25 protein-coding genes and 1 pseudogene are annotated in these 24812 nt (G+C 61.7%); 17 read left to right on the plus strand and 9 right to left on the minus strand.

What is annotated here, in order from left to right:
• Positions 1-30 precede the first annotated feature (30 nt).
• Positions 31-429 carry a hypothetical protein gene (locus BM110_RS27125; RefSeq protein ID WP_092249048.1) on the plus strand — a complete coding sequence of 133 codons (399 nt, stop codon included), beginning with the start codon at positions 31-33 and terminating at the stop codon, positions 427-429.
• Here the strand turns inward: BM110_RS27125 and BM110_RS27130 are convergent.
• Both BM110_RS27130 and ilvA read right to left on the minus strand, forming a co-directional pair.
• Positions 426-695 carry a DUF1652 domain-containing protein gene (locus BM110_RS27130; protein WP_071490607.1) on the minus strand — a complete coding sequence of 90 codons (270 nt, stop codon included), beginning with the start codon at positions 693-695 and terminating at the stop codon, positions 426-428. The genes BM110_RS27125 and BM110_RS27130 overlap by 4 nt on opposite strands.
• 234 nt (positions 696-929) lie before the next feature.
• Positions 930-1952 carry a threonine ammonia-lyase, biosynthetic gene (gene ilvA, locus BM110_RS27135; protein WP_092249046.1) on the minus strand — a complete coding sequence of 341 codons (1023 nt, stop codon included), beginning with the start codon at positions 1950-1952 and terminating at the stop codon, positions 930-932.
• Between the two features lie 273 nt (positions 1953-2225).
• Here ilvA and BM110_RS27140 point away from each other — a divergent pair, with 273 nt between their 5' ends.
• Both BM110_RS27140 and map read left to right on the plus strand, forming a co-directional pair.
• Positions 2226-2426 (plus strand): ParD-like family protein, encoded by a 201-nt coding sequence (locus BM110_RS27140; RefSeq protein ID WP_003190946.1) that lies wholly within the window; start codon positions 2226-2228, stop codon positions 2424-2426.
• Positions 2426-3181, plus strand: coding sequence for a type I methionyl aminopeptidase (gene map / locus BM110_RS27145; protein ID WP_093514491.1), 756 nt, complete (start codon positions 2426-2428; stop codon positions 3179-3181). Before BM110_RS27140 ends, map begins: the two co-directional genes overlap by 1 nt.
• 28 nt (positions 3182-3209) lie before the next feature.
• Here map and BM110_RS27150 read toward each other — a convergent pair whose 3' ends face one another.
• Together BM110_RS27150 and BM110_RS27155 are read right to left on the minus strand one after the other, a co-directional pair.
• Positions 3210-4148, minus strand: coding sequence for a magnesium transporter CorA family protein (locus tag BM110_RS27150; RefSeq protein ID WP_092249042.1), 939 nt, complete (start codon positions 4146-4148; stop codon positions 3210-3212).
• Positions 4149-4155: 7 nt separating this feature from the next.
• Positions 4156-5742 carry a RimK family protein gene (locus BM110_RS27155; protein ID WP_071490610.1) on the minus strand — a complete coding sequence of 529 codons (1587 nt, stop codon included), beginning with the start codon at positions 5740-5742 and terminating at the stop codon, positions 4156-4158.
• 94 nt (positions 5743-5836) lie between these two features.
• Between BM110_RS27155 and BM110_RS27160 the strand changes: the two are divergent.
• A pseudogene (locus tag BM110_RS27160) lies at positions 5837-6280 on the plus strand (GNAT family N-acetyltransferase); the annotation flags it as partial.
• 43 nt (positions 6281-6323) lie between these two features.
• Here the strand turns inward: BM110_RS27160 and sfnG are convergent.
• Positions 6324-7409, minus strand: a complete 1086-nt coding sequence (gene sfnG, locus BM110_RS27165) for a dimethylsulfone monooxygenase SfnG (protein ID WP_093514493.1) — start codon at positions 7407-7409, stop codon at positions 6324-6326.
• 251 nt (positions 7410-7660) lie between these two features.
• Here sfnG and BM110_RS27170 point away from each other — a divergent pair, with 251 nt between their 5' ends.
• Positions 7661-8902 (plus strand): acyl-CoA dehydrogenase family protein, encoded by a 1242-nt coding sequence (locus BM110_RS27170; protein ID WP_093514494.1) that lies wholly within the window; start codon positions 7661-7663, stop codon positions 8900-8902.
• A gap of 84 nt (positions 8903-8986) precedes the next feature.
• Here BM110_RS27170 and BM110_RS27175 read toward each other — a convergent pair whose 3' ends face one another.
• Both BM110_RS27175 and BM110_RS27180 read right to left on the minus strand, forming a co-directional pair.
• On the minus strand, positions 8987-9772 hold the full coding sequence (locus tag BM110_RS27175) for a sulfite exporter TauE/SafE family protein (RefSeq protein WP_092249036.1): 786 nt from the start codon (positions 9770-9772) through the stop codon (positions 8987-8989).
• 91 nt (positions 9773-9863) lie between these two features.
• Positions 9864-10634, minus strand: coding sequence for a class I SAM-dependent methyltransferase (locus tag BM110_RS27180; RefSeq protein WP_092249034.1), 771 nt, complete (start codon positions 10632-10634; stop codon positions 9864-9866).
• A 140-nt stretch (positions 10635-10774) separates the two neighbouring features.
• Between BM110_RS27180 and BM110_RS27185 the strand changes: the two genes are divergently transcribed.
• The 3 genes from BM110_RS27185 to BM110_RS27195 are packed head-to-tail and all read left to right on the plus strand — an operon-like array spanning position 10775 to position 12528.
• Positions 10775-11296, plus strand: a complete 522-nt coding sequence (locus BM110_RS27185; protein ID WP_092249032.1) for a DUF3455 domain-containing protein — start codon at positions 10775-10777, stop codon at positions 11294-11296.
• 51 nt (positions 11297-11347) lie between these two features.
• Complete coding sequence (locus BM110_RS27190; RefSeq protein ID WP_093514495.1) at positions 11348-11863, plus strand: sigma-70 family RNA polymerase sigma factor; 516 nt, start codon at positions 11348-11350, stop codon at positions 11861-11863.
• Positions 11860-12528: an anti-sigma factor gene (locus BM110_RS27195; RefSeq protein ID WP_092249028.1), complete on the plus strand. Its 669-nt coding sequence runs from the start codon at positions 11860-11862 to the stop codon at positions 12526-12528. Before BM110_RS27190 ends, BM110_RS27195 begins: the two co-directional genes overlap by 4 nt.
• On the opposite strand, the gene BM110_RS27200 is transcribed toward BM110_RS27195, so the two are convergent.
• Positions 12529-13830 carry an ATP-binding protein gene (locus tag BM110_RS27200; protein WP_092249025.1) on the minus strand — a complete coding sequence of 434 codons (1302 nt, stop codon included), beginning with the start codon at positions 13828-13830 and terminating at the stop codon, positions 12529-12531.
• Between the two features lie 3 nt (positions 13831-13833).
• Positions 13834-14535 carry a response regulator gene (locus tag BM110_RS27205; RefSeq protein ID WP_058424857.1) on the minus strand — a complete coding sequence of 234 codons (702 nt, stop codon included), beginning with the start codon at positions 14533-14535 and terminating at the stop codon, positions 13834-13836.
• Between the two features lie 288 nt (positions 14536-14823).
• Here BM110_RS27205 and BM110_RS27210 point away from each other — a divergent pair, with 288 nt between their 5' ends.
• The 9 genes from BM110_RS27210 to BM110_RS27250 all read left to right on the plus strand — a co-directional run bounded on the left by BM110_RS27210 (position 14824) and on the right by BM110_RS27250 (position 24799).
• On the plus strand, positions 14824-15966 hold the full coding sequence (locus BM110_RS27210) for an efflux RND transporter periplasmic adaptor subunit (RefSeq protein ID WP_058424858.1): 1143 nt from the start codon (positions 14824-14826) through the stop codon (positions 15964-15966).
• Positions 15967-15972: 6 nt separating this feature from the next.
• Positions 15973-19065 carry an efflux RND transporter permease subunit gene (locus tag BM110_RS27215; RefSeq protein ID WP_093127618.1) on the plus strand — a complete coding sequence of 1031 codons (3093 nt, stop codon included), beginning with the start codon at positions 15973-15975 and terminating at the stop codon, positions 19063-19065.
• A 130-nt stretch (positions 19066-19195) separates the two neighbouring features.
• The gene (locus BM110_RS27220; protein ID WP_092249018.1) at positions 19196-19591 is read left to right on the plus strand and encodes a hypothetical protein; all 396 of its coding nucleotides are present in this window, start codon (positions 19196-19198) and stop codon (positions 19589-19591) included.
• Between the two features lie 127 nt (positions 19592-19718).
• Positions 19719-20360 (plus strand): DUF1345 domain-containing protein, encoded by a 642-nt coding sequence (locus BM110_RS27225; RefSeq protein ID WP_078048145.1) that lies wholly within the window; start codon positions 19719-19721, stop codon positions 20358-20360.
• 73 nt (positions 20361-20433) lie between these two features.
• Positions 20434-21273 carry an AraC family transcriptional regulator gene (locus BM110_RS27230; RefSeq protein WP_093514496.1) on the plus strand — a complete coding sequence of 280 codons (840 nt, stop codon included), beginning with the start codon at positions 20434-20436 and terminating at the stop codon, positions 21271-21273.
• A 54-nt stretch (positions 21274-21327) separates the two neighbouring features.
• Positions 21328-21915 carry a LysE family translocator gene (locus BM110_RS27235; protein WP_093514497.1) on the plus strand — a complete coding sequence of 196 codons (588 nt, stop codon included), beginning with the start codon at positions 21328-21330 and terminating at the stop codon, positions 21913-21915.
• Positions 21916-22024: 109 nt separating this feature from the next.
• Positions 22025-23038, plus strand: a complete 1014-nt coding sequence (locus BM110_RS27240) for a LacI family DNA-binding transcriptional regulator (RefSeq protein ID WP_093514541.1) — start codon at positions 22025-22027, stop codon at positions 23036-23038.
• Positions 23039-23082: 44 nt separating this feature from the next.
• On the plus strand, positions 23083-23865 hold the full coding sequence (locus BM110_RS27245) for a sugar phosphate isomerase/epimerase family protein (protein WP_093514498.1): 783 nt from the start codon (positions 23083-23085) through the stop codon (positions 23863-23865).
• Positions 23858-24799 carry a sugar kinase gene (locus BM110_RS27250; RefSeq protein ID WP_092249006.1) on the plus strand — a complete coding sequence of 314 codons (942 nt, stop codon included), beginning with the start codon at positions 23858-23860 and terminating at the stop codon, positions 24797-24799. The genes BM110_RS27245 and BM110_RS27250 overlap by 8 nt, the downstream gene beginning before the upstream one ends.
• The last annotated feature ends 13 nt before the right edge of the window (positions 24800-24812 follow it).

Below are 24812 nucleotides of genomic sequence, written 5' to 3' on the forward strand. Positions count from 1 at the left end.
GGGCTTGTCATAAGGCTGAAAGGATTCGCCATGCGCTTGAACTTCCGTACCCTCGCTACCTTCACCGCCCTGCTGTGCTTCGCCCTCGCACTGGTCTGGGGCCTGCGTCCCGACCTGCTGCTGTGGTTGTGGAGCGTGGAGTATTCCAACGCCACCGGGATGGTGTCGCGCCGCAACGCCGCGCTCTTCCTGGGCATCGGCATCATGTTCTACCGCGCCCGTCACGCGCCTCCTTCAGACACGCGCCGCGCCCTGACCACAGGGTTTATCACCGGGTGCCTGGTGCTGGCGCTATTGGGGTTTGGTGAGTGGATCAAGGGCAATGCGGGGCCAGGCATCCTGCTGGCGGTGGCAACAGAAACCGTATTGGGCCTGGCGTTTATCCAGGCCCACAGGTCTTCGGTCCCTCATACTCAAGCGTCAAGCTAATAGAAGCTGCGCCCTCCCGCGCGTTGCAGGGCGGGTGCATGGGTGTGCTTGAGGTCTTCGCGCAACCCGGCAATCAGGTTGCAAATCGCTCGACTGCTGTCGAGTTTGTCGGCGTTGATACCTTTGACTTCCAAATCCACCCGGTCACGGTCACGGTCGTCATAGATCTTGATCGTCAGCGAGGCATCTTCGGCTTTGGTGCATTCGCACCGTTTAGGCAGGAAACTTCCTTCAATGATGCTGCGAAGCTCTAGTTCCGAAAGCATGGTCAACCTCTCCTTTTCTGAGACTGCCAACAGATTGTCATGAACCTGGCAGGCGCGTGCCCGCCACGTCTTGCCGACCCTGGCAGACGCTTGTAACTCCCAAGCCTACTCGGCAAAAACGGCCCTCGTTGTAACCTTTCCTCATAAGCACTGTGCATTCTTATAGAGGTTGAACAGTGTCGACGGAATCGTCGTCGAACCGCTGCGATTAATCGTTTAACCCTGGGCTTCAAGTTAAACGGCGCCCTGTGCAGCCACCCTTTCAGCAACATGTCGCAAACTATCGAAGTTGATGTTCGCCCCGGAGTTGATCGCCACCAGGGTCTGTCCGCGGAATTGATGACGGGCCACGTAGTGGCGGATGCCCGCTACCGCCAACGCACCGGAAGGCTCGGTGATGGACCGCGTGTCGTCGTAGATCAACTTGATGGCGCTGCACAGTTCGTCGTTGCTGACAGTGATGACTTCATCCACCCAGTCGCGGCAGATCTCAAAGCCATACGCGCCGACCTGCGCCACTGCCGTGCCGTCGGCAAACCCGTCGACGCTGGGTAGTATCACCCGTTCACCGGCCCGCAGTGCCGCCAGCAGGCAGCTGGAACCTTCGGGCTCGACGCCAATGATGCGCACCTCGGGCCGCAGGTATTTGACGTAGGCGGCGACGCCGGCGATCAGGCCACCACCGCCCACCGGCACGAAGATCGCGTCCAGTGGCCCTTGCTGCTGGCGCAGGATCTCCATGGCGACGGTGCCTTGGCCGGCGATCACGTCCGGGTCATCGAAGGGCGAAACAAAGGTGCACCCGGAACACTCGGCCAACTGCAGCGCGTGGGCCAGGGCAAACGGGAAGCTTGCGCCGTGCAGCACCGCTTCGGCGCCGCGTGAACGCACGCCCAGCACCTTGAGTTCCGGGGTGCTGGCGGGCATTACAATGCGTGCCTCGATCCCCAGTTCCCGTGCCGCCAGGGCCACACCCTGGGCGTGGTTACCCGCCGACGCGGTCACCACGCCACGGGCTTTTTGCTCAGGCGTAAGCTGCACCAGCTTGTTGTAGGCGCCGCGAATCTTGAAAGAAAAGGTCGGTTGCAGGTCTTCGCGTTTGAGCAACACCTGGTTACCCAGCAGCGCCGACAGGGCCGGGGCCGCCTGCAACGGCGTGCGCACCGCCAGGTCGTATACCGGGGCGGCAAGAATCTTCTTCACGTAATGCTCAAGCAGTCCCGGGTCGGCGGTGTGAGGCGCGGTGCAGGTGCTCATGGGTGTCTCCTGGCTTTTTGTCAGAAACCCTGGAGACGGAAAAACAAAACCCGCCTCTAGGGCGGGTTTGGGTACAGCCGTGTGCTATCCCGCCAAATGAGGAATGGCGGTAATAATGCTTGGCTGGCTACGAAAGGCTTGAAATGTCATGTGACGAAACTAACCGGCGGCCTGCGGGCAAGTCAATGGTCAAGCGCCATTTGGCGGCCAGGGGTTTACTATCGATATACGAAACATATACGCTTTGTATATTGCTACCACACAGTGAACACCATGGGCATCGTCAAGATCACCGACCAACTGCACGAACAACTGCGCCTGGCCAGCGCCGCGATGGACCGCTCCATCAACGCCCAGGCCGAATTCTGGATCAAGATCGGGCTGCTTGCCGAACTCAATCCTCACCTGCCCTATAACGAGCTGATCAACAAACTGTTGTTGGACAAGCCCGACCTGATCCGGGGGCGCAGTTGATGATCAAGACTGCCGCACAACTGGCGGTGATGCGTGAATCCGGCCGCCTGCTGGCCCAGGTGTTCAGCATGCTCGATGGGTACGTCGCGGCCGGCCGCTCCACCCTGGAGCTGGACGCCGCCGTCGAAGCCTTCATCCGCAATGACCTCAAGGCCCGCCCGGCGAGCCTGGGTCAGTACGACTACCCCTTCTGCATCAACACCTCGATCAATGAGGTGGTGTGCCATGGCATGCCCAGCGCCAAGGAGATCCTCAAGGACGGCGACATCATCAACATCGACATCACCCTGGAAAAAGGCGGCTACATCGCCGACTCCAGCAAGATGTACATGATCGGTACCGTCGCACCCAAGGCCCGGCGCCTGGTGGAACAGACTTTTGAAGCGATGTGGGCCGGCATCCGCCAGGTCAAGCCCGGCGCACGCCTGGGGGATATCGGCCACGCGATCCAGAGCCACGCGCAGGCCAACGGCTACAGCGTGGTGCGCGAGTATTGCGGCCACGGCATTGGCCGACAGATGCACGAAGAACCGCAGGTCCTGCACTTCGGCCGTCCCGGCACCGGGTTGGAACTGCGTGAAGGCATGGTGTTTACCGTGGAACCGATGCTCAACCAAGGCAGCTCGAAAGTACGCAGCCTCAAGGATGGCTGGACGGTGGTCACCAAGGACAACAGCCTGTCGGCGCAGTGGGAACATACCGTGGCGGTGACGGCGGATGGGTTCGAGGTCTTGACCTTGCAACCCGGCGCCTGAACGACACACCCCCTGTAGGAGCCGGTGTTCATACCACATTGGCGCCTCCCGCTATCCGCTTCAGCCCCAACACCATCAACCCCGCCCCAAGCCCCATCACCAGCAGGAACAACGGATACGACACCCACCACGGCGTCCCCGCCGTCATCATGCTGAACTCCGACATGCCACCAATGCTCGCAATCAGGTTGAGCGGCAGGAACACCACGTTGATCAGTGTGAGCTTGCGCAACAGGTTGTTCATGCTGTTGTTCATCAGGTTGCCACGCGCATCGATCAGGCCGGAGAACACGTTGGAATAGATCTCCGCCTGCTTGTAGCACTGGTGGTTCTCGATGATCAGGTCATCGATCAGCCCGATGATCTCGGCGCTGAAATGTTCCTTTTCCGCGTGGTTGCGCAACCGCGACAACACCGCCCCGTTGCTGTGCAGCGCGTTGATGTAATAGATCAGGCTCTCGCTGAGGTTGAACATCTGCATCAGGTGGTGGTTGCTCATGGACGCATTGAACTGCTGCTGCAACTCGCGGGCGACCAGCTTGATCACCTTCAGGTGGCCGAGGTAATGGTGGATGTTGTTGAGCAACAGATCGAGCAGCACATCCAGCGGCGTGTGCAGCGGACGGCGCTTGCCCAGGCCGTTGAGCGGGGTTTCGTCGGTGGCGATCACCAGCAGGCGGCTGGGGGAAAACAGCAGGCCGCAGGACGACACTTCGAACACCAGGTTGCCGCCGCCGGAGTAGTTCTCCGGCCGCTTCCAGATCAGGAACAGATTGTCGGGGTGAAATTCGATACGCGAGACTTCGTCCGGGTCCAGGGCCGAGGCCAGGGCGTGTTCGTCCAGCTTGTGGTGGTCGCGCAGCCACTCACGTTCGGCCAGGTCAGGGTTGTTGAACAACATGACCGGGGCTGCGTCACTCTCCCCGCCCTGCAGCTTGCCATCAGTCAGGTCGAAACGCTGGATCATCGCCGGGTCACCAGACCTGGCCCTGGCGCTTCAACTCCAGGCGCCGCACGAATTCCTCCAGCACCAGGCCATACAAGTCGTCCTGCAAGTACGCATCCTCGATGCCCGCATCCAGGTTGGGGTTGTCGTTGACCTCGATCACCACCACCTTGTCACCGGACTGCTTGAGGTCGACGCCGTAGAGGCCATCTCCGATCAGGTTGGCGGTCTTCACCGCCAGCTCCACCACTGCCCTGGGCGCTTCATGGACCGCCAGGGTGCGGCATTCACCGTTGATGTCCTGGCCGATGGCCTTGTGGTTGTAGATCTGCCAATGGCCCTTGGACATGAAGTACTGGCAGGCAAAGATCGGCTTGCGGTTGAGCACGCCGATGCGCCAGTCGTACTCGGTGTAGAAGAACTCCTGGGCCAGCAACAGCACCGAATGCTCGAACAACTCGGCGGTGGCCTTGAGCAAAGCCTCCTGGCTTTCGACCTTGATCACGCCTCGGGAAAAGCATCCGTCAGGGATCTTCAGCACCAGCGGGAAGCCCAGGCGCTCGCCGACCCGTTCGAAGTCTTCCGGTCGTTCCTTGTACAGAATCTCGGTGGCGGGCATGCCCAGTTGGTGGCTGTTGAGCAAGTCGGTGAGGTAGACCTTGTTGGTACAGCGCAGGATCGACGCCGGATCGTCCATCACCACCAGCCCTTCGCTTTCGGCTTTCTTGGCAAAACGGTAGGTGTGGTTGTCGACACTGGTGGTTTCGCGGATCAGCAAGGCGTCGTACTCGGCCAGGCGCGAATAGTCCTTGCGCTCGATCAACTCCACATCGATGCCCAGGCCCTTGCCTACGCGGATGAAATTATCCAATGCCTTGGCGTTGGACGGCGGCAACTGTTCCTGGGGATCGTGCAGGATGGCCAGGTCATAACGGGCCAGGCGACGTGAGCGCGGCTGGCGCCAGATCTTGCGGCTGAAGTTGTCCAGCGCATGGGCGAATTGATCTTCCTGGTCATCGCGCAACTTGTGCAATACACCGGACTTGATCCCTTCGATATGCCAGCCGTTATTCCTTTTGAAATCAACTAACAGGATGGGACACGGGAACGCTTCAAATAACTGACGGGCCAGGTCCTGCAACGGTTCTATATTGGTCCGGCCGAAGTAAAGTGTCAGGGTAAAGCCTTCGGTATTGCTGTAAAGATGATGACTCAAGGCTTTATCGAGGGTTTTATCCAGGTCGTCCAGGGCCAGCCCGTACAGCGACTTCTTCGTCAGTTCGCTGATGGTGCGCACCGACGGAATCACCTTGTGCCCGCGGGCTTCGGCCAGCAGCGAGCAGTAATAACCGTGCCCCAGGTACTTGTAGCCGCGACACAGGTTGATCACCTGCACACGCTTGCCAGTCTCGGTTTCCCGGGTCTGTTCCAGGTACTCCTGGGCGGTGACGATGTCTTCGCTGGGGAAGTAGGAGGCCCAATCTTCCTTGCGCTCGACAATGATCACGACTTGACGGGTTCCTTTGAGGGGGGCGAGAAAATAACCCTTGTCAGTTATTGTCGTCGCGACTGTTTGCTCCGATACTTCACGCCAATGACCTTGTACCGCCGACATAATAGTTGATCCGCTGTAGAGAACTCGACCTTTTCTATTAAGCACGATCATTTAGAGAAGTCCCGTTTCGTTACGCAACTTTTACGGCGGTCATATGGCTCTTTGCTTTCGCGTTGCAACCTCCAACGATGTGTCTGAACTGGTGGCACTGGAACAGCGCTGTTTCAGCAGCGACCGGCTGTCATCGCGCAGTTTCCAGTGGATGGTCAGCCGCGCCCACGGCCAGTTGCTGGTGGCGGAAAATGACCGGCAGTTACTCGGCTATGCGCTGGTGTTGTTTCGTCGGGGCGCCTCCTCGGCGCGCCTGTATTCGATTGCCATTGCCGAGCATGCACGCGGCATTGGCTTGGGCAAGCAGTTGCTGAACGGCGTGGAAGCTATCGCCGTGGCACAGGGCTACACCTGCATACGTCTGGAAGTACGCACCGACAACCCCGGCGCCCTCAACCTCTATGAGCGCCACGGTTATCGGCGCTTTGCCCTGATCAACGACTACTACGAAGACCACACGCCCGCCCTGCGCCTGGAAAAACACCTGTAGCAAGCCCGCTCACTACTTGCACGGATCAAGCTCGTACGGATCAAGCCACCTGTTTGATTGCCGCCTTGGCTTCAAGCTCTCGCACCAGCGGCAACACGCGCTTGCCGAAGTATTCGACTTCTTCCTGGAAGTGCAGGAACCCGGCGAGTACCAGGTCCACCCCCACCGCCTTGAGCGCAACGATGCGCTCGGCGATCTGCTGCGGCGTGCCGATCAGGTTGGTCTTGAAGCCATCGTTGTACTGCACCAGGTCCTCGAAGCTGGATTTGGCCCAGTTGCCCTCTCCCTCCGGCGACGCCTTGCCGGCCTGTTTCGCCGCATCGCCGAAGGCATTCACCGCTTCCGGGTCGGCCTTGTCGATGATCTCGGCCAGCACGGCGCGCGCTTCTTCCTCGGTGTCGCGGGCGATCACAAAGGCGTTGACGCCGACTTTGACCGAGTGGTTATTGGCTGCTGCCTTGGCACGGATGTCGTCGACCTGGGCCTTGATACCTTCCGGGGTGTTGCCGTTGGTGAAGTACCAGTCCGACACCCGCGCCGCCATGTCCCGCGCCGCCCGCGAGCTGCCGCCCTGGAACACTTCCGGCTGGCCCAGTGGCTTGGGCTTGAGGGTGTAATTGTTGAACCGGTAGAAGTCGCCCTTGAAGGTGAAGTCATCCTGGGTCCAGATGCCTTTGAGGGCGCGGATGAACTCTTCGGAGCGGCGATAACGCTCGTCGTGCTCCAGCCAATGTTCGCCAATGGCCTGGAACTCACCCCTGAACCAACCGCTGACGATATTCACCGCGATACGACCATTGGTGAGTTGGTCGATGGTTGCCAATTGCTTGGCCGCCAGCGCCGGCTGCCACGGGCCGGGCAGGATCGCGGCGATCACCTTGAGCTTGGTGGTTGCAGCCAGCAACGCATGGCTGAATGCCACGGACTCATGCTGGTTCTCGGCGCCGTAGCCGGCGGTGAAACGGATCTGGGTCAGGCCGTACTCGAAGCCGGCAGCCTCAGCCAATTGCGCCAGCTTGCGGTTGTAATCGATGCCCCAGTGGGTGCGTTGCTCGATTTTGCTGACCACCAGCCCACCGCTGACGTTGGGCACCCAGTAGGCAAATTTCACGGCATGTTGAGTCATCGGACGGTACCTCGCAAAAAGGGATGTACCAGGGCTTGAGCAGCAAGCGTGCCAGGCTGGGAAACGCCCGCGCCATGCGGGCTGCGTTGAATACCGTGCGCCGTCGCCAGTGTCCTGGATTGCACGGGTTTGTCGATCCGCTGTTGCCAGGGCAACAGTGACTCGACGTTTGTCCCCGTAAATACGCGCCCCGGCACCCGGCACGGACTGTGCAATCGCCTCTGCATCGATCACTGCCCAGGAACCTCGCCATGACCGAACATCACGTCATCAACCCGCTGTCCACCGGCGTCGACTACCCCACGCTGGCGGCACGCTTTCGCCCGATCTTCCAGCGCATCGCCGAAGGCGCCGTAGCACGCGAACACAGCCGCACCCTGCCCCATGAGCCGATCCAATGGCTCAAGGAGGCGGGGTTTGGCGCGGTGCGCGTGCCGGTGGAGTATGGCGGCGGTGGTGCTTCATTGCCGCAGTTGTTCGAACTGCTGATCGAACTGGCCGAAGCCGACTCCAACGTGCCCCAGGCCCTGCGCGGGCACTTCGCCTTTGCCGAAGACCGCCTGAATGCACCGCCCGGCGCCGGCCGCGACCGGTGGTTCAAGCGTTTCGTGGACGGCGATATCGTCGGCTGTGCCTGGACCGAAATCGGCAACGTGGCCATTGGCGACGTGGTGACCCGGGTCAGCCCCGACGGCGACCAGTGGAAGCTCAACGGAGAAAAGTTCTATAGCACCGGCAGCATCTTCGCCGACTGGATCGATGTGTACGCCCAACGCAGCGACACCGGTGGCGACGTGATCGCCGCGACCCGCGCCCGTCAGCCTGGCGTGGAGCACAGTGACGACTGGGATGGCTTTGGCCAGCGCACCACCGGCAGCGGCACTTCGCGCTTTACCAATGCAGTCGTGGAGGCAGACAACGTGATCGACTTTGCCACGCGCTTCAAATACCAGACCGCGTTCTACCAACTGGTGCTGCTGGCCACCTTGGCGGGCATCGGCCGTGCCGCACTGCGCGATGTGGCGCATCAGGTGCGCAGCCGCAAGCGCATCTACAGCCATGGCAATGCGGCGCATGTCAGCCAGGATGCGCAGATTCAACAGGTGGTGGGTGAAGTGGCGGCGCTGGTGTATGCCGCCGAAGCGAGCGCGCTGAAGGCGACACTGCCCGCGCAACGGGCGTATGTGGCGCGATTCGGGGGCGACGATGCGGTAGAGCGCGAAGCCAATGTGGCGGCCGAGATTGAGTCGGCTACCGCACAGGTGGTGGTGTCGTCGTTGATTCAGCGGGCGACCAGCGAGTTGTTTAATGCGCTGGGGGCTTCGGATGTGCGCCAGGGTAAGGCGCTGGATCGGCATTGGCGGAATGCGCGGACGGTGTCGTCGCATAATCCGCTGATTTACAAGGCGCGGATTGTGGGGGATTGGGTGGTCAATGGGGCTGAGCCGCCGTTTGTCTGGCAGATTGGGAATGGGCCTGGCGTAGTGGGTTGAGGTTTTTGACTGTGTGTATATCCGTTATTTAGGTGATGGCGGAACCCTAAATGGCCGTTACCTGAACAACGGATATGCGCCCAATCAGAAAGCCAGTTTATAGCCAATAGCCATGAGCATAACCGCCAAACACGGCCGCAGCACCCCATCCGGCAACTTCCCCGTCATATGACTACCGATATAGATCCCCGGCAACGACCCCATCAACAAAAACCCGAGCAGATGCCAATCCATATTCCCCATGCTGGCATGCCCCAACCCGGCTACCAGGGTCAACGGCACGGCATGCGCAATCTCAGTCCCCACCAGCCGCCGCGTGGCCAGAAACGGATAAAGAATAAACAACGCCACCGTCCCCAGCGCACCCGCGCCAATGGAGGTCAGCGCCACCATGGTGCCGAGGATCGCCCCTGTCACCACCGTCAGCGCATTCAAGTTGCGCGGGCTCATGTGATAGCTGTCGCCCGCATGCCGCTGGGCAAACGCCAACAGGCTTTTCTTGAACAGAATCGCCAACGCCGTCAGCAGCAGCACCACACCGAGCGCCTGCTTGATCACTGCATTCATGGCGCTGGGGTCAGTATGCAGGCTGGCCAGAAACCACAGCGTCAGCAACACCGCCGGCACACTGCCCAGGGTCAGCCAGCCGGTGATGGTCCAGTCGATATTCTTGTTCTTGCTGTGTACCAGCACCCCACCCGACTTGGTGATGGCGGCGTACAACAGATCGGTACCCACGGCAGTGGCCGGGTTGATGCCGAACCACAACAGGATCGGCGTCATCAACGAACCGCCGCCCACACCGGTCATGCCCACGATAAAACCCACGATCAGACCGGCAACCACAAAACCAAAATTACCCACATCCATTACAGCTACCTGCGGCCTTATAAATTTCTGGCCGCAGGATAGCGATTTTTCTTATAACGACTTATACCAATATGATCTGACTTTATGCCTTTTAGGCCAGTCGATGACAGACATAAGCCTGGGTCTTATACGGAAAGGCCACGGTGTCCTTCCCCTTCAACGCCGGATGGGTGTCGATCAGCGCCTGCAATTGCGCGGTAACGCGGGCCTTGGGCTCATCGTCCAGCGCGGCAATAAAGCTCACCGAGAGAAAGCGATCCATGATCACCTCTTGAGGACTGCCGACATGGCTATAGGGGAAACAGGTGACTTCGGGCTGGGAAAAATACTTGCCGCTGAACGCGTCACGCCAACGCCCGGTATGAAAGCGCGGGGTATCGCCCTCGTACGGGGTGATGATGTCGGTGATCGCGGCGACCCAATCCACCGATTCGTCTCGCACATTCCACACCAGGCCAAGGCGGCCGTCAGGCTTGAGCACGCGATGGATTTCCGCCAGGGCCGCCTCGGTGGAAAACCAGTGGAAGGCCTGGGCGCACACCACTGCATCGGCGCTGGCGGCTGGCAATGGGATGGATTCAGCGGTGCCATTGAGCAGACGCACATCCGGCATCAGTCGGGTCAACTGCGCGCCCATCGCCGCCACCGGCTCGACCGCGATCAGGGTCGGTGCCAGGGCGCTGAGCAAGCGGGTGAACTTGCCAGTGCCGGCGCCCAGGTCAATCACGCTGGACTGCGCGCTGATGCGCAACGTGTCGGCCAGCCAGCCGGTGAGTTGCCGCGGATAATCCGGTCGCCCCTGGGCGTAGGTAACAGCCTGGGCAGAAAAACCTTGTTGAGCAGACGTGTGCACACCAGTCATTGCCAATCTCTCCTCGGGTAAAACGGGGGGACACAGTGTGCGCCCTCTCAGGTTTATTTTCTAATCGCTGCATCCAATCGTGCCGGCCATGGGTAGTCCTCTCAGTTACCCCGCTGTTTCACTGAAATGGAGAAGTACCCATGAACGCTAAAGCACTGCTCTGCCTCACCGCCCTGCTCGCCGCCGCGCCTGCCGCCTTTGCCCAGGCCGACCTGCCCGACAGCATCAAGGTGCCGGACGGCCACAAAGTGGCACTGGAGACCACCGGCGTTGGCGAAATCACCTACGAGTGTCGCGACAAAGCCAACGCCGCCGGCCAGACCGAGTGGACTTTTGTCGGGCCCAAGGCAGTGTTGAACGACCGCAGCGGTAAACCAGTCGGCACCTACTTCGGCCCACCGGCCACCTGGCAGGCCGAGGACGGCTCGAAAATCACCGGCACGCAGTTGGCCGTGGCACCGGCGGGGGCGGGCAACCTGCCGTATCAACTGGTCAAGGCCAACCCGGCCGAAGGCAAGGGTGCAATGAGCGGCGTGAGCTACATCCAGCGCGTGGCGCTCAAGGGTGGCGTGGCGCCGAGCAGCGCGTGCACCACGGCCAGCAAAGGCAAGCAGGAAGTGGTGAAATACCAGGCGGATTACATCTTCTGGGCGGCCAACTGAGCAAAGTCGGCTACGCTGCCCCCCATACTGATCGTTGGGGGGGAGCACCACGTGTTTGATTACGAAGCTTGCCTGCGGGCCTGCGCCCGCGGCGAGCAACGCGCCTTGCGCCAGCTCTACGAGCAGGACAGCAGTCGCTTGCTCGGCGTGGCTTTGCGCATCGTGCGCGAAAAAGCGCTGGCCGAAGACATCGTGCACGACGCGTTCATCAATATCTGGCGTGGTGCCGGCAGTTTCGACCCCAGCCGCGGTTCGGCCCGTGGCTGGGTGTTCAGCGTGACCCGGCACCTGGCGCTCAATGTGGTTCGCAACCACTACCGTGAAGTGCCGCTGGGCGAGGAATACGAGCAGGTCGCAGCCACCGACACTGTTGAATTCAGCACACGCTCCGGGCAAGTCCACACCTGCCTGGAGCAGCTCGACCCGACCCGTCGCACGTGCATCCTGCATGCCTATGTCGACGGTTTTTCCCACAGCGAAATCGCCCGGAAACTGGACGCCCCGCTGGGGACCGTCAAAGCCTGGATCAAACGTAGCCTCGCCGCGCTGCGGGAGTGCATGGCATGAGCAACCCTCTGGACGAACTGGCCGGCGAATACGTGCTGGGCACCCTGCCCGGCGAACAGCGCGCCGAGGTGGAACAACGTCTCCAGCACGACGCCGAACTGCGTGCCGCAGTGGACGCCTGGGAGCAGCGTCTGTTGCCGCTGACCGCCTTGGCGGAGCCCGTGCCCCCCTCCGCTGAATTATGGCGACGCATCGAGCGCCACACGGCAAGTGCCCGCACCCCCTGGTGGAACCTGCTCGCCGTATGGCGCAGCCTGGCCGGTGCCGGGATGGTCACCACGCTGGTCCTCGCCGCGCTGCTGCTGACGCGTCCGCCTGTCCTTGAACCCAGCTTTGTGGTCGTGTTGGTCGCCCCGCAAAGCCAGGCGCCGGGCTGGGTGATCCAGGCCAGCAATGACCAGCAGATCCAATTGATTCCATTGGGCGTGATGGACGTGCCGGGCGACAAGGCCCTGCAGTTCTGGACCAAAGGTGATGGCTGGCAGGGGCCGGTGTCCCTGGGGCTGGTCAAGCCGGGCCAGACACTGTCGGTGCCGCTGGACCAACTGCCGCCGCTGACACAGAACCAGCTGTTCGAACTGACCCTGGAAGACTCACAGGGCTCGCCGACCGGCAAGCCCACCGGGCCGATCCAGGCGATCGGCCGTGCGGTCAAGGTGCTCTGATCAGCCGGCGCTGGGCAACCACAACCGGAACCGCGCACCACCCAATGGCGACGCCAACGCCGTCAAGGTGCCGCCCTGGGCTTCCAGGGCGCGCCGGCTGATGGCCAGGCCCAGGCCGAAACCGCCGGTGGCGCGATCACGGCTGCGGTCCAGGCGGTAGAACGGTTCGAAGATGCGTTCACGCTGGTCAAGCGGGATGCCGATGCCATCATCGTCCACCCAGATTTCACACCCCTTGGCGCAGACCTTTACGCCGACCTGAATGCGCTTGTCGCAGTAACGTGTGGCGTTGCGCAGCAGGTTTTGCAAAGCGCGGGCGGTGAGGCGCGGGTCGAGGCTGAAGCGCTCCACGGCACAGTCGAGCGCGACATCGATGACGATCTCGGGATTTTCCAGTTCGTCGTCGACGCTGCCCAGCACGCTGTCGATAAACTCATCGAGCACCACCTCGACCCGCTCCGGCAGTTGCGCCGGGTTTTGCAGGCGGCTGTAGGACAGTAGCTCCAACACCAGTTCATCCAGCTCGCGGATATGTGCCACCAGGCCGTGCAGGCGTTCGCGGCTGGCCTCGGGCAAATCTTCGGACAACGCCAGGGCCAGGCCGAAATCCAGGCGCGTGAGCGGTGTGCGCAGTTCATGGGAAACGGCGTTGAGTAGATCGCGCTGTTGGTTGAGCAGGTGCTCGATGTCGTCGGCCATGGCGTCGAACACCGATGCCAGGCTGCCGATGCTGGAACTGGCCGGAAGACCGGTGCGTTCAGCCAGGTTACCCTGGCCCAGTTGCCCGGCGGTGCTTTTCAGGCGTTCCAGGTCGCGCCAGTGCGGACGCAGCCATATGAGCAGGCAGGCCAGCAGCGCGGCGACGATCAGCACGTTGATCGCCCAATACAGCACGTTCATGTCCATCGGGTCGGGCGGAATGGTCAGCTTGACCACGAATTGCTCATTGATCGGCGAGCTGATCTGCTCCATCCAGCCCCATTCGCCCAGGCGCACCACCGACTTGCCCTGCTCCAGCAGCTGTTCTTCCGCCGGGGTGTAGCTGGCGTCCTGGCGCAACAGCAATTGCACTTTCAGCGGCGCAAAATCGCGGCCCAGTTGCTCGGTCACCTGTGACCAACGCTCTACCGGCGCCCGCTGATATTGCTTGACGATCAGCTTTTGCTGGCCGCGGGTCTGCTCGATGTTGTAGTTCATGTAGCGGTGTTCGAACAGCTGGATCACCAACGAAGGGATCAAATAGATCGCCAGGCTGTAGGTGACGATGGTGATCAGGTAGAGGCGCAGCAATACACGAAACATGGCTCAGCATTCCCACTCGGAACGGCTGAACAGGTAGCCCTTGCCCCACACCGTCTTGATCTTGCGCGCCTCGCCGGCGTTGTCGTCGAACTTGCGACGCAGCTTGGAGATGGCCACGTCCACCGAGCGGTCGGTGCCGTTGAACTCGATGCCGCGCAGGCGTTGCAGGATCTGGTCGCGGCTGAGCACTTCACCGGCATGCCGCGCCAGCACCACCAGCAGGTTGTATTCGCCGCTGGACAACTCCACCGCCTGATCGCGCCAGGTCACGGTGCGCTCCGACAGGTCGATGCACAGGTTGCCCATGATGATCTGGTCGTTGGCCACCTGGGGCTCGGACAGGCTGCTGCGACGCAGCAAGGTGCGGACGCGGGCGAGCAGTACACGTGGCTCGCAGGGCTTGGTCACGTAGTCGTCGGCGCCCATTTCCAAGCCCAGCACCTGGTCGTGGCTATCATCGCGGGCAGTGAGCATCAGGATCGGCAGGCCCGCCGAGTCGGCACGCAGCAGGCGGCACACCTGCAGGCCGTCGAGGCCGGGCAGCATCAGGTCGAGGATCACCAGGTCCGGCGGGTTCAGGCGTGCGCGTTCACGGACATGGTCGCCACGGCTGAGCACATTGACGTGGTAGCCATTGCGTTCCAGGTAGCTGGCAATCAGCTCGGAGAGTGCGGCGTCGTCTTCCACCAGGAGGATGTTGGGCATAAAGGTGTTTCCAGAAAATACAGTTGTTGGTCGTACACAAATCCCATGTGGGAGGGGGCTTGCCCTCGATAGCGGTGGCTCAGTGAAGCGTATTTCGACTGCTACACCGCTATCGGGGGCAAGCCCCCTCCCACATGGCATCTCCATGTTTGCAGGATTGTGCAAGGATATACGCCCCCGGCGCCCCGCGCGCCGCACCTTACATTTCTTCACAGACCCGCTACACAGCTTCACAGCACCACGGCGCAGGTGACTTTAGGATGCGCCAGTCAATATTGGGATAAGAGCATGTCGAAGAATCTGTTTGCGCCATTTTGCCTGCTGGCCCTCACCCTGGCCCTGAGCGCGTGTGGCGACTCCGCCGCCGAAGCGCCGCAAATGCCCCTGGCCAAAGTGCGCATCGAAACCCTGGAAGCCAAACCCCTGTCGATCAGCAGCGAACTGAGCGGGCGCATTGCCGCGCCGCGCATCGCCGAAGTGCGCGCAAGGGTCGCCGGCGTGGTGATGCAACGGGTGTTCAAGGAAGGCCATGACGTGAAACAGGGCGACGTGCTGTTTCGCATCGACCCCGCGCCCTTCAAGGCCGACCTCGACAGCGCCCAGGCCAACCTGAGCAAGGCCGAGGCGGATGCGTTCAAGGCGCGCCTGCAGGAGCAGCGCTACAGCCAATTGGTGGAAGGCAACGCCATCAGCGGCCAGGACTACGACAACGCCCGCGCCGCCGTACGCCAGACCAACGCCGAAGTCGCCGCCAACAAGGCAGCCGTGGAACGCGCCCGCTTGAACCTGGGTTACGCCACTGTGACCGCGCCGATTTCCGGGCGCATCGGCCGGGCGCTGGTGACGGAAGGCGCGCTGGTCGGGCAGAACGAGGCCACGCCGCTGGCGATCATCCAGCAACTGGACCCGATCCATGCCGACCTGACCCAGTCCAACCGCGAGCTGAACGACCTGCGCCGCGCCTTCCGTGCCGGCAGCCTGAAGCAAGTCGGCCAGGACCAGGCCAAGGCCACCCTGATCGAGGACGACGGCAGCCTGTACCCACTGCCGGGCAAGTTGCTGTTCGCCGAGATCAGCGTCGACCCGGGTACCGGGCAGATCATCCTGCGCAGCGAGTTCCCCAACCCGGACCTCGACCTGCTGCCCGGCAGCTTTGTACGGGTGCGCCTGGAGCAAGCCGTCGACAAGCAAGGCATCAGCGTGCCGCAACGCGCCATCACCCGTGACAGCGCCGGTATCCCGATGGTCTTGCTGCTGGACGCCGAGCAGACCGTGAGCCAGCAGCCGGTGGAGTTGGGCGCGGTGGTCAACGATCGCTGGATCGTCAGCAGCGGTCTCAAAGCCGGTGACCGCATCATCGTCGAAGGCCTGCAGCACGCGCGCCCCGGTGAAAAAGTTGAAGTGGACGACAGCCCGCTCGTAAAGGAATAACCCGCCATGCCGCAGTTCTTTATTGACCGCCCGATCTTCGCCTGGGTGGTCGCCCTGTTTATCCTGCTGGCCGGCTTGCTGGCCATCCCGCAGTTGCCGGTGGCGCAGTACCCCAACGTCGCGCCGCCGAAAGTAGAGATCTACGCGGTGTACCCCGGTGCATCGGCGCAGACCCTGGACGAAAGCGTGGTGAGCCTGATCGAGCAGGAGCTCAACGGCGCCGATCACCTGTTGTATTTCGAATCCCAGAGCAGCCTGGGTTCGGCCACCATCACCGCCACCTTCCAACCGGGCACCAACCCGGAAATGGCCCAGGTCGATGTGCAGAACCGCCTCAAAGCGGTCGAGCCGCGCCTGCCGCAAGCCGTTACCCAGCAAGGCTTGCAGGTGGAGAAAGTCTCCGCCGGCTTCCTGCTGCTGGTGACCCTCACGTCCAACGACGGCAAGCTCGATGACGTGGCGCTCAGCGACTACCTGGCGCGTAACGTGATGAACGAGCTCAAGCGCCTGGACGGTGTGGGCAAGGCCCAGCTATACGGCGCCGAGCGTGCCATGCGGATCTGGATCGACCCGCAGAAGCTGATCGGTTTCAACCTCACGCCGGCCGATGTGAACGCGGCGATCAGCGCGCAGAACGCCCAGGTCTCGGCGGGCAGCATCGGTGACTTGCCGGGTACCAATACCCAGGAAATCACCGCGGCGATCCTGGTCAAGGGCCAGTTGTCGACGCCGGCCGAGTTCGCCGACATCGTGCTCAAGGCCAACCCGGACGGCTCCACCGTGCGCATCGGCGATGTGGCGCGGGTGGAAGTCGGCAGCCAGGAATACCAGTTCTCCACGCGCCTCAACGGCAAGCCCTCCACCGCCGTCAGCGTACAGCTGTCGCCCGGCGCCAACGCGTTGAGCACCGCCACCCTGGTGCGGGCGAAGATGGACGAGCTGTCGCGCTATTTCCCGGCCAATGTGGAGTACAAGATTCCGTACGACACCTCGCCGTTCGTCAAGGTTTCGATCACCAAGGTGGTCTACACCCTGCTTGAGGCAATGGCGCTGGTGTTCGCGGTGATGTTCCTGTTCCTGCAGAACGTGCGCTATACGCTGATCCCGACGCTGGTGGTGCCGATTGCGCTGATGGGCACCTTCGCCACCATGTTGCTGCTGGGCTTTTCGATCAACGTGCTGACCATGTTCGGCATGGTGCTGGCCATCGGCATCCTGGTGGACGACGCGATTGTGGTGGTGGAAAACGTCGAGCGCATCATGGCCACCGAGGGCCTGTCGCCCAAGGAAGCGACGAAAAAGGCCATGGGCCAGATCACCGGCGCCATCATCGGCATCACCCTGGTGCTGGTGGCGGTGTTCCTGCCGATGGCGTTCATGGCCGGTTCGGTGGGGGTGATCTACCAGCAATTCTCGCTGTCGATGGCCACCTCGATCCTGTTCTCGGCGTTTCTCGCCCTGACCTTGACCCCGGCCCTGTGCGCCACCTTGCTCAAGCCGATCCCCAAGGGCGAGCACCATGCCAAGGGCGGTTTCTTCGGCTGGTTCAACCAGCGTTTTGAAAGCCTCACCGACCGCTATGAAGGCTGGGTGGCCTATGCCCTCAAGCGCAGTGGCCGTTACCTGCTGATCTACCTGGTATTGCTGGTGGGCCTGGGCTGGATGTTCAGTCGCCTGCCCTCCTCGTTCCTGCCGGTGGAAGACCAGGGCTACACCATCACCGATATCCAGTTGCCGCCGGGGGCGAGCAAGAATCGCACGGTGCAGGTGGCCGAGCAGATCGAAGCGCACAACGCCGAAGAGCCTGGGGTGGGTGATACCACCATGATCATGGGTTTCAGCTTCTCCGGTTCGGGGCAGAACGCAGCGTTGGCGTTTACCACGCTCAAGGATTGGTCGCAGCGCAGCAGCGATGACTCCGCATCGTCGATTGCCGACCGCGCCAACATGGCCTTCAGCGAACTGAAAGATGCGGTCGCCTACGCCATCCTGCCGCCGCCAGTGGACGGCCTGGGCACCTCCAGCGGCTTCGAGTTCCGCCTGCAGGACCGCGGTGGCGTGGGCCATGCCGCGTTGATGGCCGCGCGTACCGAGTTGCTGGCCGCCGCCGCGAAAAGCCCGATCCTGGCCAACGTGCGCGAAAGCGCCCTGGCCGAGGCACCGCAAGTGCAGCTTGAAGTGGACCGCAAGCAGGCCAATGCGTTGGGCGTGTCGTTTGCCGACGTCGGCAATGTGCTGTCCTCGGCCGTCGGTTCGGCCTATATCAACGACTTCCCCAACCAGGGCCGCATGCAGCGGGTGGTGGTGCAGGCCGAAGGTGACCAACGCAGCCAGGTGGCGGACTTGATGAAAATCAACGTGCGCAACAACGCCGGCAAGATGGTGCCACTGTCCGCCTTTGTCGAAGCCAGATGGACCCAGGGCCCGACCCAGTTGACCCGCTACAACGGCTACCCGGCCATCGCGATTTCCGGCGAAGCCGCTCCAGGGCACAGTACCGGTGAGGCCATGGACGAGATCCAGCGCCTGGTCAGCCAATTGCCCGCCGGCCTGGGCCAGGAATGGACCGGGTTGTCGTTGCAGGAGCGCTTGTCCGGCTCCCAGGCCCCGATACTGCTGGGCTTGTCGCTGCTGATCGTGTTCCTGTGCCTGGCGGCGCTGTATGAAAGCTGGTCGATCCCGACCTCGGTGCTGCTGGTGGTGCCGCTGGGTGTGCTGGGCGCGGTACTGGCCGTGGCCTTGCGGGGCATGCCCAACGATGTGTTCTTCAAGGTCGGCCTGATCACCATCATCGGCCTGTCGGCGAAGAACGCGATCCTGATCATCGAATTCGCCAAGGACCTCTACGACCAGGGTGAAGACCTGATGAGCGCCACCCTGAAGGCTGCGCGCTTGCGCTTGCGCCCGATCATCATGACCTCGCTGGCGTTCATCCTCGGCGTGGTGCCGTTGGCGATTGCCACCGGCGCCAGTTCCGCCAGCCAGCAAGCGATTGGTACCGGCGTGATCGGCGGGATGATCACCGCGACACTGGCGGTGGTGTTTGTGCCGGTGTTTTTTGTGGTGGTGATGAAGTTGGTTAAAAAGCGCCGCGACTGATTGACGTCAACCGACGCAAGCCCACTGAAAAGAGCCCTTGCAAACTGTCAATGTTGACAGTTTCGCAGGGTTCTTTTTCGTTTTAGTGTGCCTTTGTTCAATCCGAACGATCAGTAAAGAGAAGCTTCCCATGAGCGAACACTCAGGCTTACTGCTTTCCAACGGGTACCTGGCGGTAGGCATTGGAAACAGTTTTTTTGTCAGCGAAGACTTAACAGTAATCCATACGAGCCAATTGCTGCGTATTGAGGCACCGGGCACTGGAAACTCAGCCGGAGAATTCATCATCACGGTCAATAACCCTGGGAATGGTGGAACAGCCATACCGGTTGGTCCTGGCAACCCTTCGCAGCTCACCTACGAACGGTACGGCTATCCTACCCGCCATGCCGGTAGCGGAAGCATAACCTTCGTGTGGGACCCTACACGTAAAATGCTTGATGCGACGTTTGAAGCCATCTTGGTTCCTGTCGCGCACTACCCCGCAGTCAAACTCAGGGACGGCGCCATCCGTCACGTTGAATAAGCACGGCTGTAACCGCCATGTTTGATGGCCAGGACGTGCAACTGACAAAAAGGAGTGTTCGACGCAGTCAGTCAGGGACTAAAGAATGCGCTATGGTGCTCGCAGAGACATTTCATTGTGAGCCGCCATGCCGTTCCTCGCCCGCACCCACCCTCGCCTCTCCGCCGCCGCCGTGCTGGGTATTGCCGTGGGCATCCTGGCGCCGGCAGACACCGTCGTCAGCAAAATCCTCATCGGCTGGAATGCCGGGGTCTGGACCTACCTGGTACTGATGCTATGGCTGACCCGGCGGGCCAAGGCCGAGGATGTGAAGCGCATCGCCGAAATCGAAGATGAAAATGCCGGGCTGGTGCTGTTCACGGTGTGCATCGCCGCTCTCGCCAGCCTGGCAACCATCACCTTCGAACTGGTGGGCAGCAAAGACCTGGCCACCTCGGAACGCCTGCTGCACTACGGTTTCACCGGGCTGACAGTGATCGGTTCGTGGTTGCTGATCGGGGTGATCTTCAGCGTGCATTACGCGCGCCTTTATTACACCTGGGACGGCAAGGAGCCGGCGCTGCGCTTTGCCGAAGGTTTGCAGACCCCCAACTATTGGGACTTCCTGTATTTTTCCTTCACCATCGGCGTGGCGGTGCAGACCTCTGATGTCGGGGTTGCCACCCGAGGCATGCGCAAGGTAGTGCTGGGTCAATCATTGATCGGGTTTCTGTTCAACACGGCGATCCTGGGGTTCTCGATCAATATCGCCGCTGGCTTATTCGGTTGAGGCTGCACAAACCTTCTAGACGCTTATGCCCAGCTGGGCGCTAATTACCTCACCTATTCCGCCTCGGTGTTTTATGGCCGCGCACAATTGGATCGACCTGTCCCAGGACGCCGACACCGGCATCGAGACCCTGCGCGCGCATTTCGAAGGCCATGCGTACGACCCGCATTGGCACGACAGCTACCTGATCGGCGTGACCGAGCAAGGCGTGCAGCAATTCAACTGCCGCCGTACCCGCCACAACAGCGTGCCCGGCCAGGTGTTCCTGGTGGAGCCCGGGGAACTGCATGATGGCGATGCGCCCACTGCCGACGGCTTCACTTACCACATGCTCTATCTCGACCCGCAGTGGTTGGCGCGGGAGGTGAGCGCGGTGTTTGAAGAGGCACCACTCGATAGCCAACTGAGTTTCGCCAATACCTTGACCAGCGACCCGCGCCTGGCCATCGCCACCACTCAAGCTTTCCAGACCCTGCACGCCGGCGAACTGCGCATCGTGCGCCAGCGCGCCATGGACCATCTGTTGGAGCGCCTCACCGGCCAACTCTACTGGCGCATCCGCTACCGCGAAGACCCGCGATTGCCACTGGTTGCGCACAAGGCGCGGGAATACCTGCACGCTCATCTGCACGTGGATGTGGGCATGGACGAACTGGCCCTGGCCTGCGGCGTCGACCGTTTCCGCCTGACCCGTGCGTTCAAGAGCGCATTCGGCCTGCCGCCCCATGCCTACCTGGTGCAACTGCGCCTGGCCCGCGCCCGGCACTTGCTGGCCAAGGGCGAGCAACCCGCCGATATCGCGATTGCCCTGGGCTTTGCCGACCAGAGCCACTTGGGCCGCTGGTTCATGCGTGCCTACGGTCTGACGCCCGCCGCCTACCGAAAACGCTGCTCAAATCTTCCAGACAGATGACATACCGGCCCGGGAAGATCGACACCATCTTTCGGTTTGTCGGAGTCACCTGCCATGTTGCCGTTCATGTTGTTTGCCTTGGTCGCCTCGATCACACCAGGCCCTACCAATATCCTGGTGCTGAGTAACAGCGCGCAGTATGGCTTGAGAGCCGCGTTGCCCATTATTTTCGGCGCCTGCGCCGGGGCTGCCGGCCTTGTATTGCTAGTGGGAACCGGCATGGGCCAATCCCTGGTGCATTTGCCCAAGGTGCAAACGGCCATGCAATTGACCGGCGTCGCCTGGCTGAGCTACTTGGCCTGGCAGATCTTCAGAGCACCCGCTCAAGCCATCGAAGTGAATACCCGCGAAAAGCCCCTCGGCCTGATTGGCGCAGCCAGCCTGCAATTGATCAACCCGAAAACCTGGATGATGGCGCTCGCGGTGGTGAGTATATTTGCCGGCCAGGGGGCCGAGCGCCAAAGCCAGGTGGTGCAGTTGTCCCTGGTGTTTTTCCTGATATCGATACCTTGCCTGGGCACTTGGGCTCTGTTGGGGGCCGGCGCCTCACGGGTGTTTCGTTCGGCCACGGCCATGCAACGTTTCAACCAGTGTATGGCCCTGCTGCTATTGGCCGCGACCTGGTTGGGTGTGCTGGTCTGAACGTACCGATCATCTGGCCTTGCCCTGCATCTTCTTGACGACTTTGCTGGTTTAGTGTTTTCCTGAAACCGGTTTCAGTCATTCCAATAAAAACAGAAGGTCGATGACCGTGAACACTTTTTCCGCCGCCCAGCGCAGCCGCGTGACCATGCTCGACGTGGCCCAACACGCCGGCGTCTCCAAAGCCAGCGTCTCGCGCTTTATCGGCGACGACCGTGCCCTGCTCTCCGATGCCATCGCCCTGCGTATCGAGCAAGCCATCGAGCACCTCGGCTACCGCCCCAACCAGATGGCCCGTGGCCTGAAACGTGGGCGCACGCGCCTGATCGGCATGCTGGTGGCCGATATCCGCAACCCCTATTCCATTGCCGTGATGCACGGTGTCGAAACCGCTTGCCGTCAACACGGCTACAGCCTGGTGGTATGCAACACCGACCGTGACGACGAGCAAGAACGCCAGCACTTGGCAGCGTTGCGTTCGTACAACATCGAAGGGCTGATCGTGAACACCCTCGGCCATCACTTGGACCAGTTGCTGGAACTGCAACGGGAAATGCCGCTGGTGCTGGTGGACCGCAAGGTCGAGCCGCTGCGCAGCGACCTGGTTGGCCTGGACAACCCGGCGGCGGTGCGTATGGCTGTAGAACATCTGGAGCGACAGGGTTACCGCGATGTGCTGATGGTCAGTGAAGCCACCGATGGCACCAGTTCGCGCCTGGAGCGCCTGGACAGTTTCAAGGCTGAAATCGCCAGCCGCCCGGCATTGACCGGCGCTGTGCTGGCGTTGGATGAAACACTGCAACAACACCTGCACACCTTTCTTGCCAAACCTGGCCCCAAGGCACTGTTCTGTGCCAACGGCGTCGCGGCGCTGGCCTGCACCCGTGCATTGAAGAACCTGGGTTGCAACCTGTTCGACGACATCGGCCTGATCGCCCTGGATGACCTGGACTGGTACCCGCTGGTAGGCACGGGTATTACCGCCCTCGCCCAGCCGACCGCATCCATCGGTGCAACGGCATTCGATTGCCTGCTCAAGCGCTTGCGCGGCGATACCGAGCCAACACGTACCCTGGATTTCCTGCCCGAGCTGATCGTCCGTGGCTCGACCCGGCACCTCTAAAAAATTTTGAACAAAAATGAAACCGGTTTCAGAGGTAAACAACAATGCATAAATACCCCGTCTCCATCAGCCTTTCCAGCTACGGCGCCGAGCTGGTACGTCAGCAGGGCCAGCTTAGTTTCGTCGAAGTCCTCGCCGCCGCCGGCGCCCAGTGCATCGAGTGGCGCGAAGAGCTTTTAACGGACGAACAGCCCACCGAACTGGCCCAGGCAGCAGCGCAACAGGATTTGAAGTCGGTGTTCTCATCGCCTTTGGAACTGTGGGTCGCCGGCCGCGCCCAAGCGAATGCCGAACTCGCGGCCACCCTGGATCGGGCGCAGGCGTTTGGCTCACGCTGGCTGAAAGTCTCCCTCGGCTACTTCACCGACACCAACGACCTGGAAAGCCTGCACGCCCTGCTCAACCGCCACCCGGTCCGCCTGTTGGTAGAGAACGACCAGACCCTGCACGGCGGCCGCATCGAACCCCTGCAGCGCTTCTTCACCGAAGTGGAACGCCTGGGCCTGCCGGTGAAGATGACCTTCGACATCGGCAACTGGCAATGGCAAGACCAATCCGCTCTAACCGCTGCACGCCTGCTGGGCCGGCATGTGGATTACCTGCACTGCAAGGCCGTGGCCCGGCGCCCGGACGGCAAGCTGGTCGCTGTGCCGCCGGGCGCCACCGACCTGCATCTGTGGGAACAACTGCTCAAGCATATGACTCAAGGGATTACCCGGGCGGTGGAATTCCCGCTGCAAGGCGATGACCTGGTCGAGGTCACCACCCGGCACATTGCCGCCCTCGCCATCCTTGGCCAACCGCGCGTGGAGAATGCCCATGTCTGAGATCGATATCCTGTCGTTTGGTGAGACCATGGCGATGTTCGTCGCCGAACAGACCGGCGACCTGGCGCAAGTGGCGCAGTTTCACAAGCGCATTGCCGGGGCGGACAGCAACGTCGCCATTGGCCTGTCACGCCTGGGCTTCAACGTGGCCTGGCTGAGCCGGGTCGGCAATGACTCCCTTGGGCGCTTTGTGGTCGATACCTTGAACAAAGAAGGCCTGGACTGCCGGCATGTGGCGGTCGACCCGTTGCACCCCACCGGCTTTCAGCTCAAGTCCCGTGAAGAAACGGGTGATGACCCTCAGGTCGAGTATTTCCGCAAAGGCTCGGCAGCCAGCCACTTGTCCGTCGCAGCCATCAGCCCTGCCCTGCTGCAAGCCCGCCATCTGCATGCCACCGGCATTCCGCCAGCGTTGTCCGCCGCCACCCGCGAGTTGTCCGCCGAGCTGATGACCCAGATGCGCAAGGCCGGGCGCAGCGTGTCGTTCGATCCCAACCTGCGCCCATCGCTGTGGGCCAACCAGCAGACGATGATCCGCGAAATCAACGCCCTCGCTGGGCTGGCCGATTGGGTCCTGCCGGGTCTGGGCGAAGGTCGCCTGCTGACCGGCTTCGATGACCCGGCCGATATCGCCGCGTTCTACCTCGACCAGGGCGCCGAAGCCGTGGCGATCAAGCTTGGCCCGGACGGCGCCTATTACCGCACCCAGATGGACCAGGGCTTCGTCGCCGCCGTGCGGGTGGACAAGGTGGTCGACACCGTTGGCGCCGGCGACGGTTTTGCCGTGGGCATGATCAGCGCCCTGCTGGAAAACCTCAGCTTTCCCGAGGCGGTGCAGCGCGGCAACTGGATCGGCAGCCGCGCCGTGCAGAGCCGTGGCGATATGGAAGGCTTGCCCACCCGTTCAGAGTTACCGATTCGATCCGTTGCCTGACCCATTCCCTGTT

Source organism: Pseudomonas sp. NFPP28 (assembly GCF_900115535.1).
Taxonomy (GTDB): domain Bacteria; phylum Pseudomonadota; class Gammaproteobacteria; order Pseudomonadales; family Pseudomonadaceae; genus Aquipseudomonas; species Aquipseudomonas extremorientalis.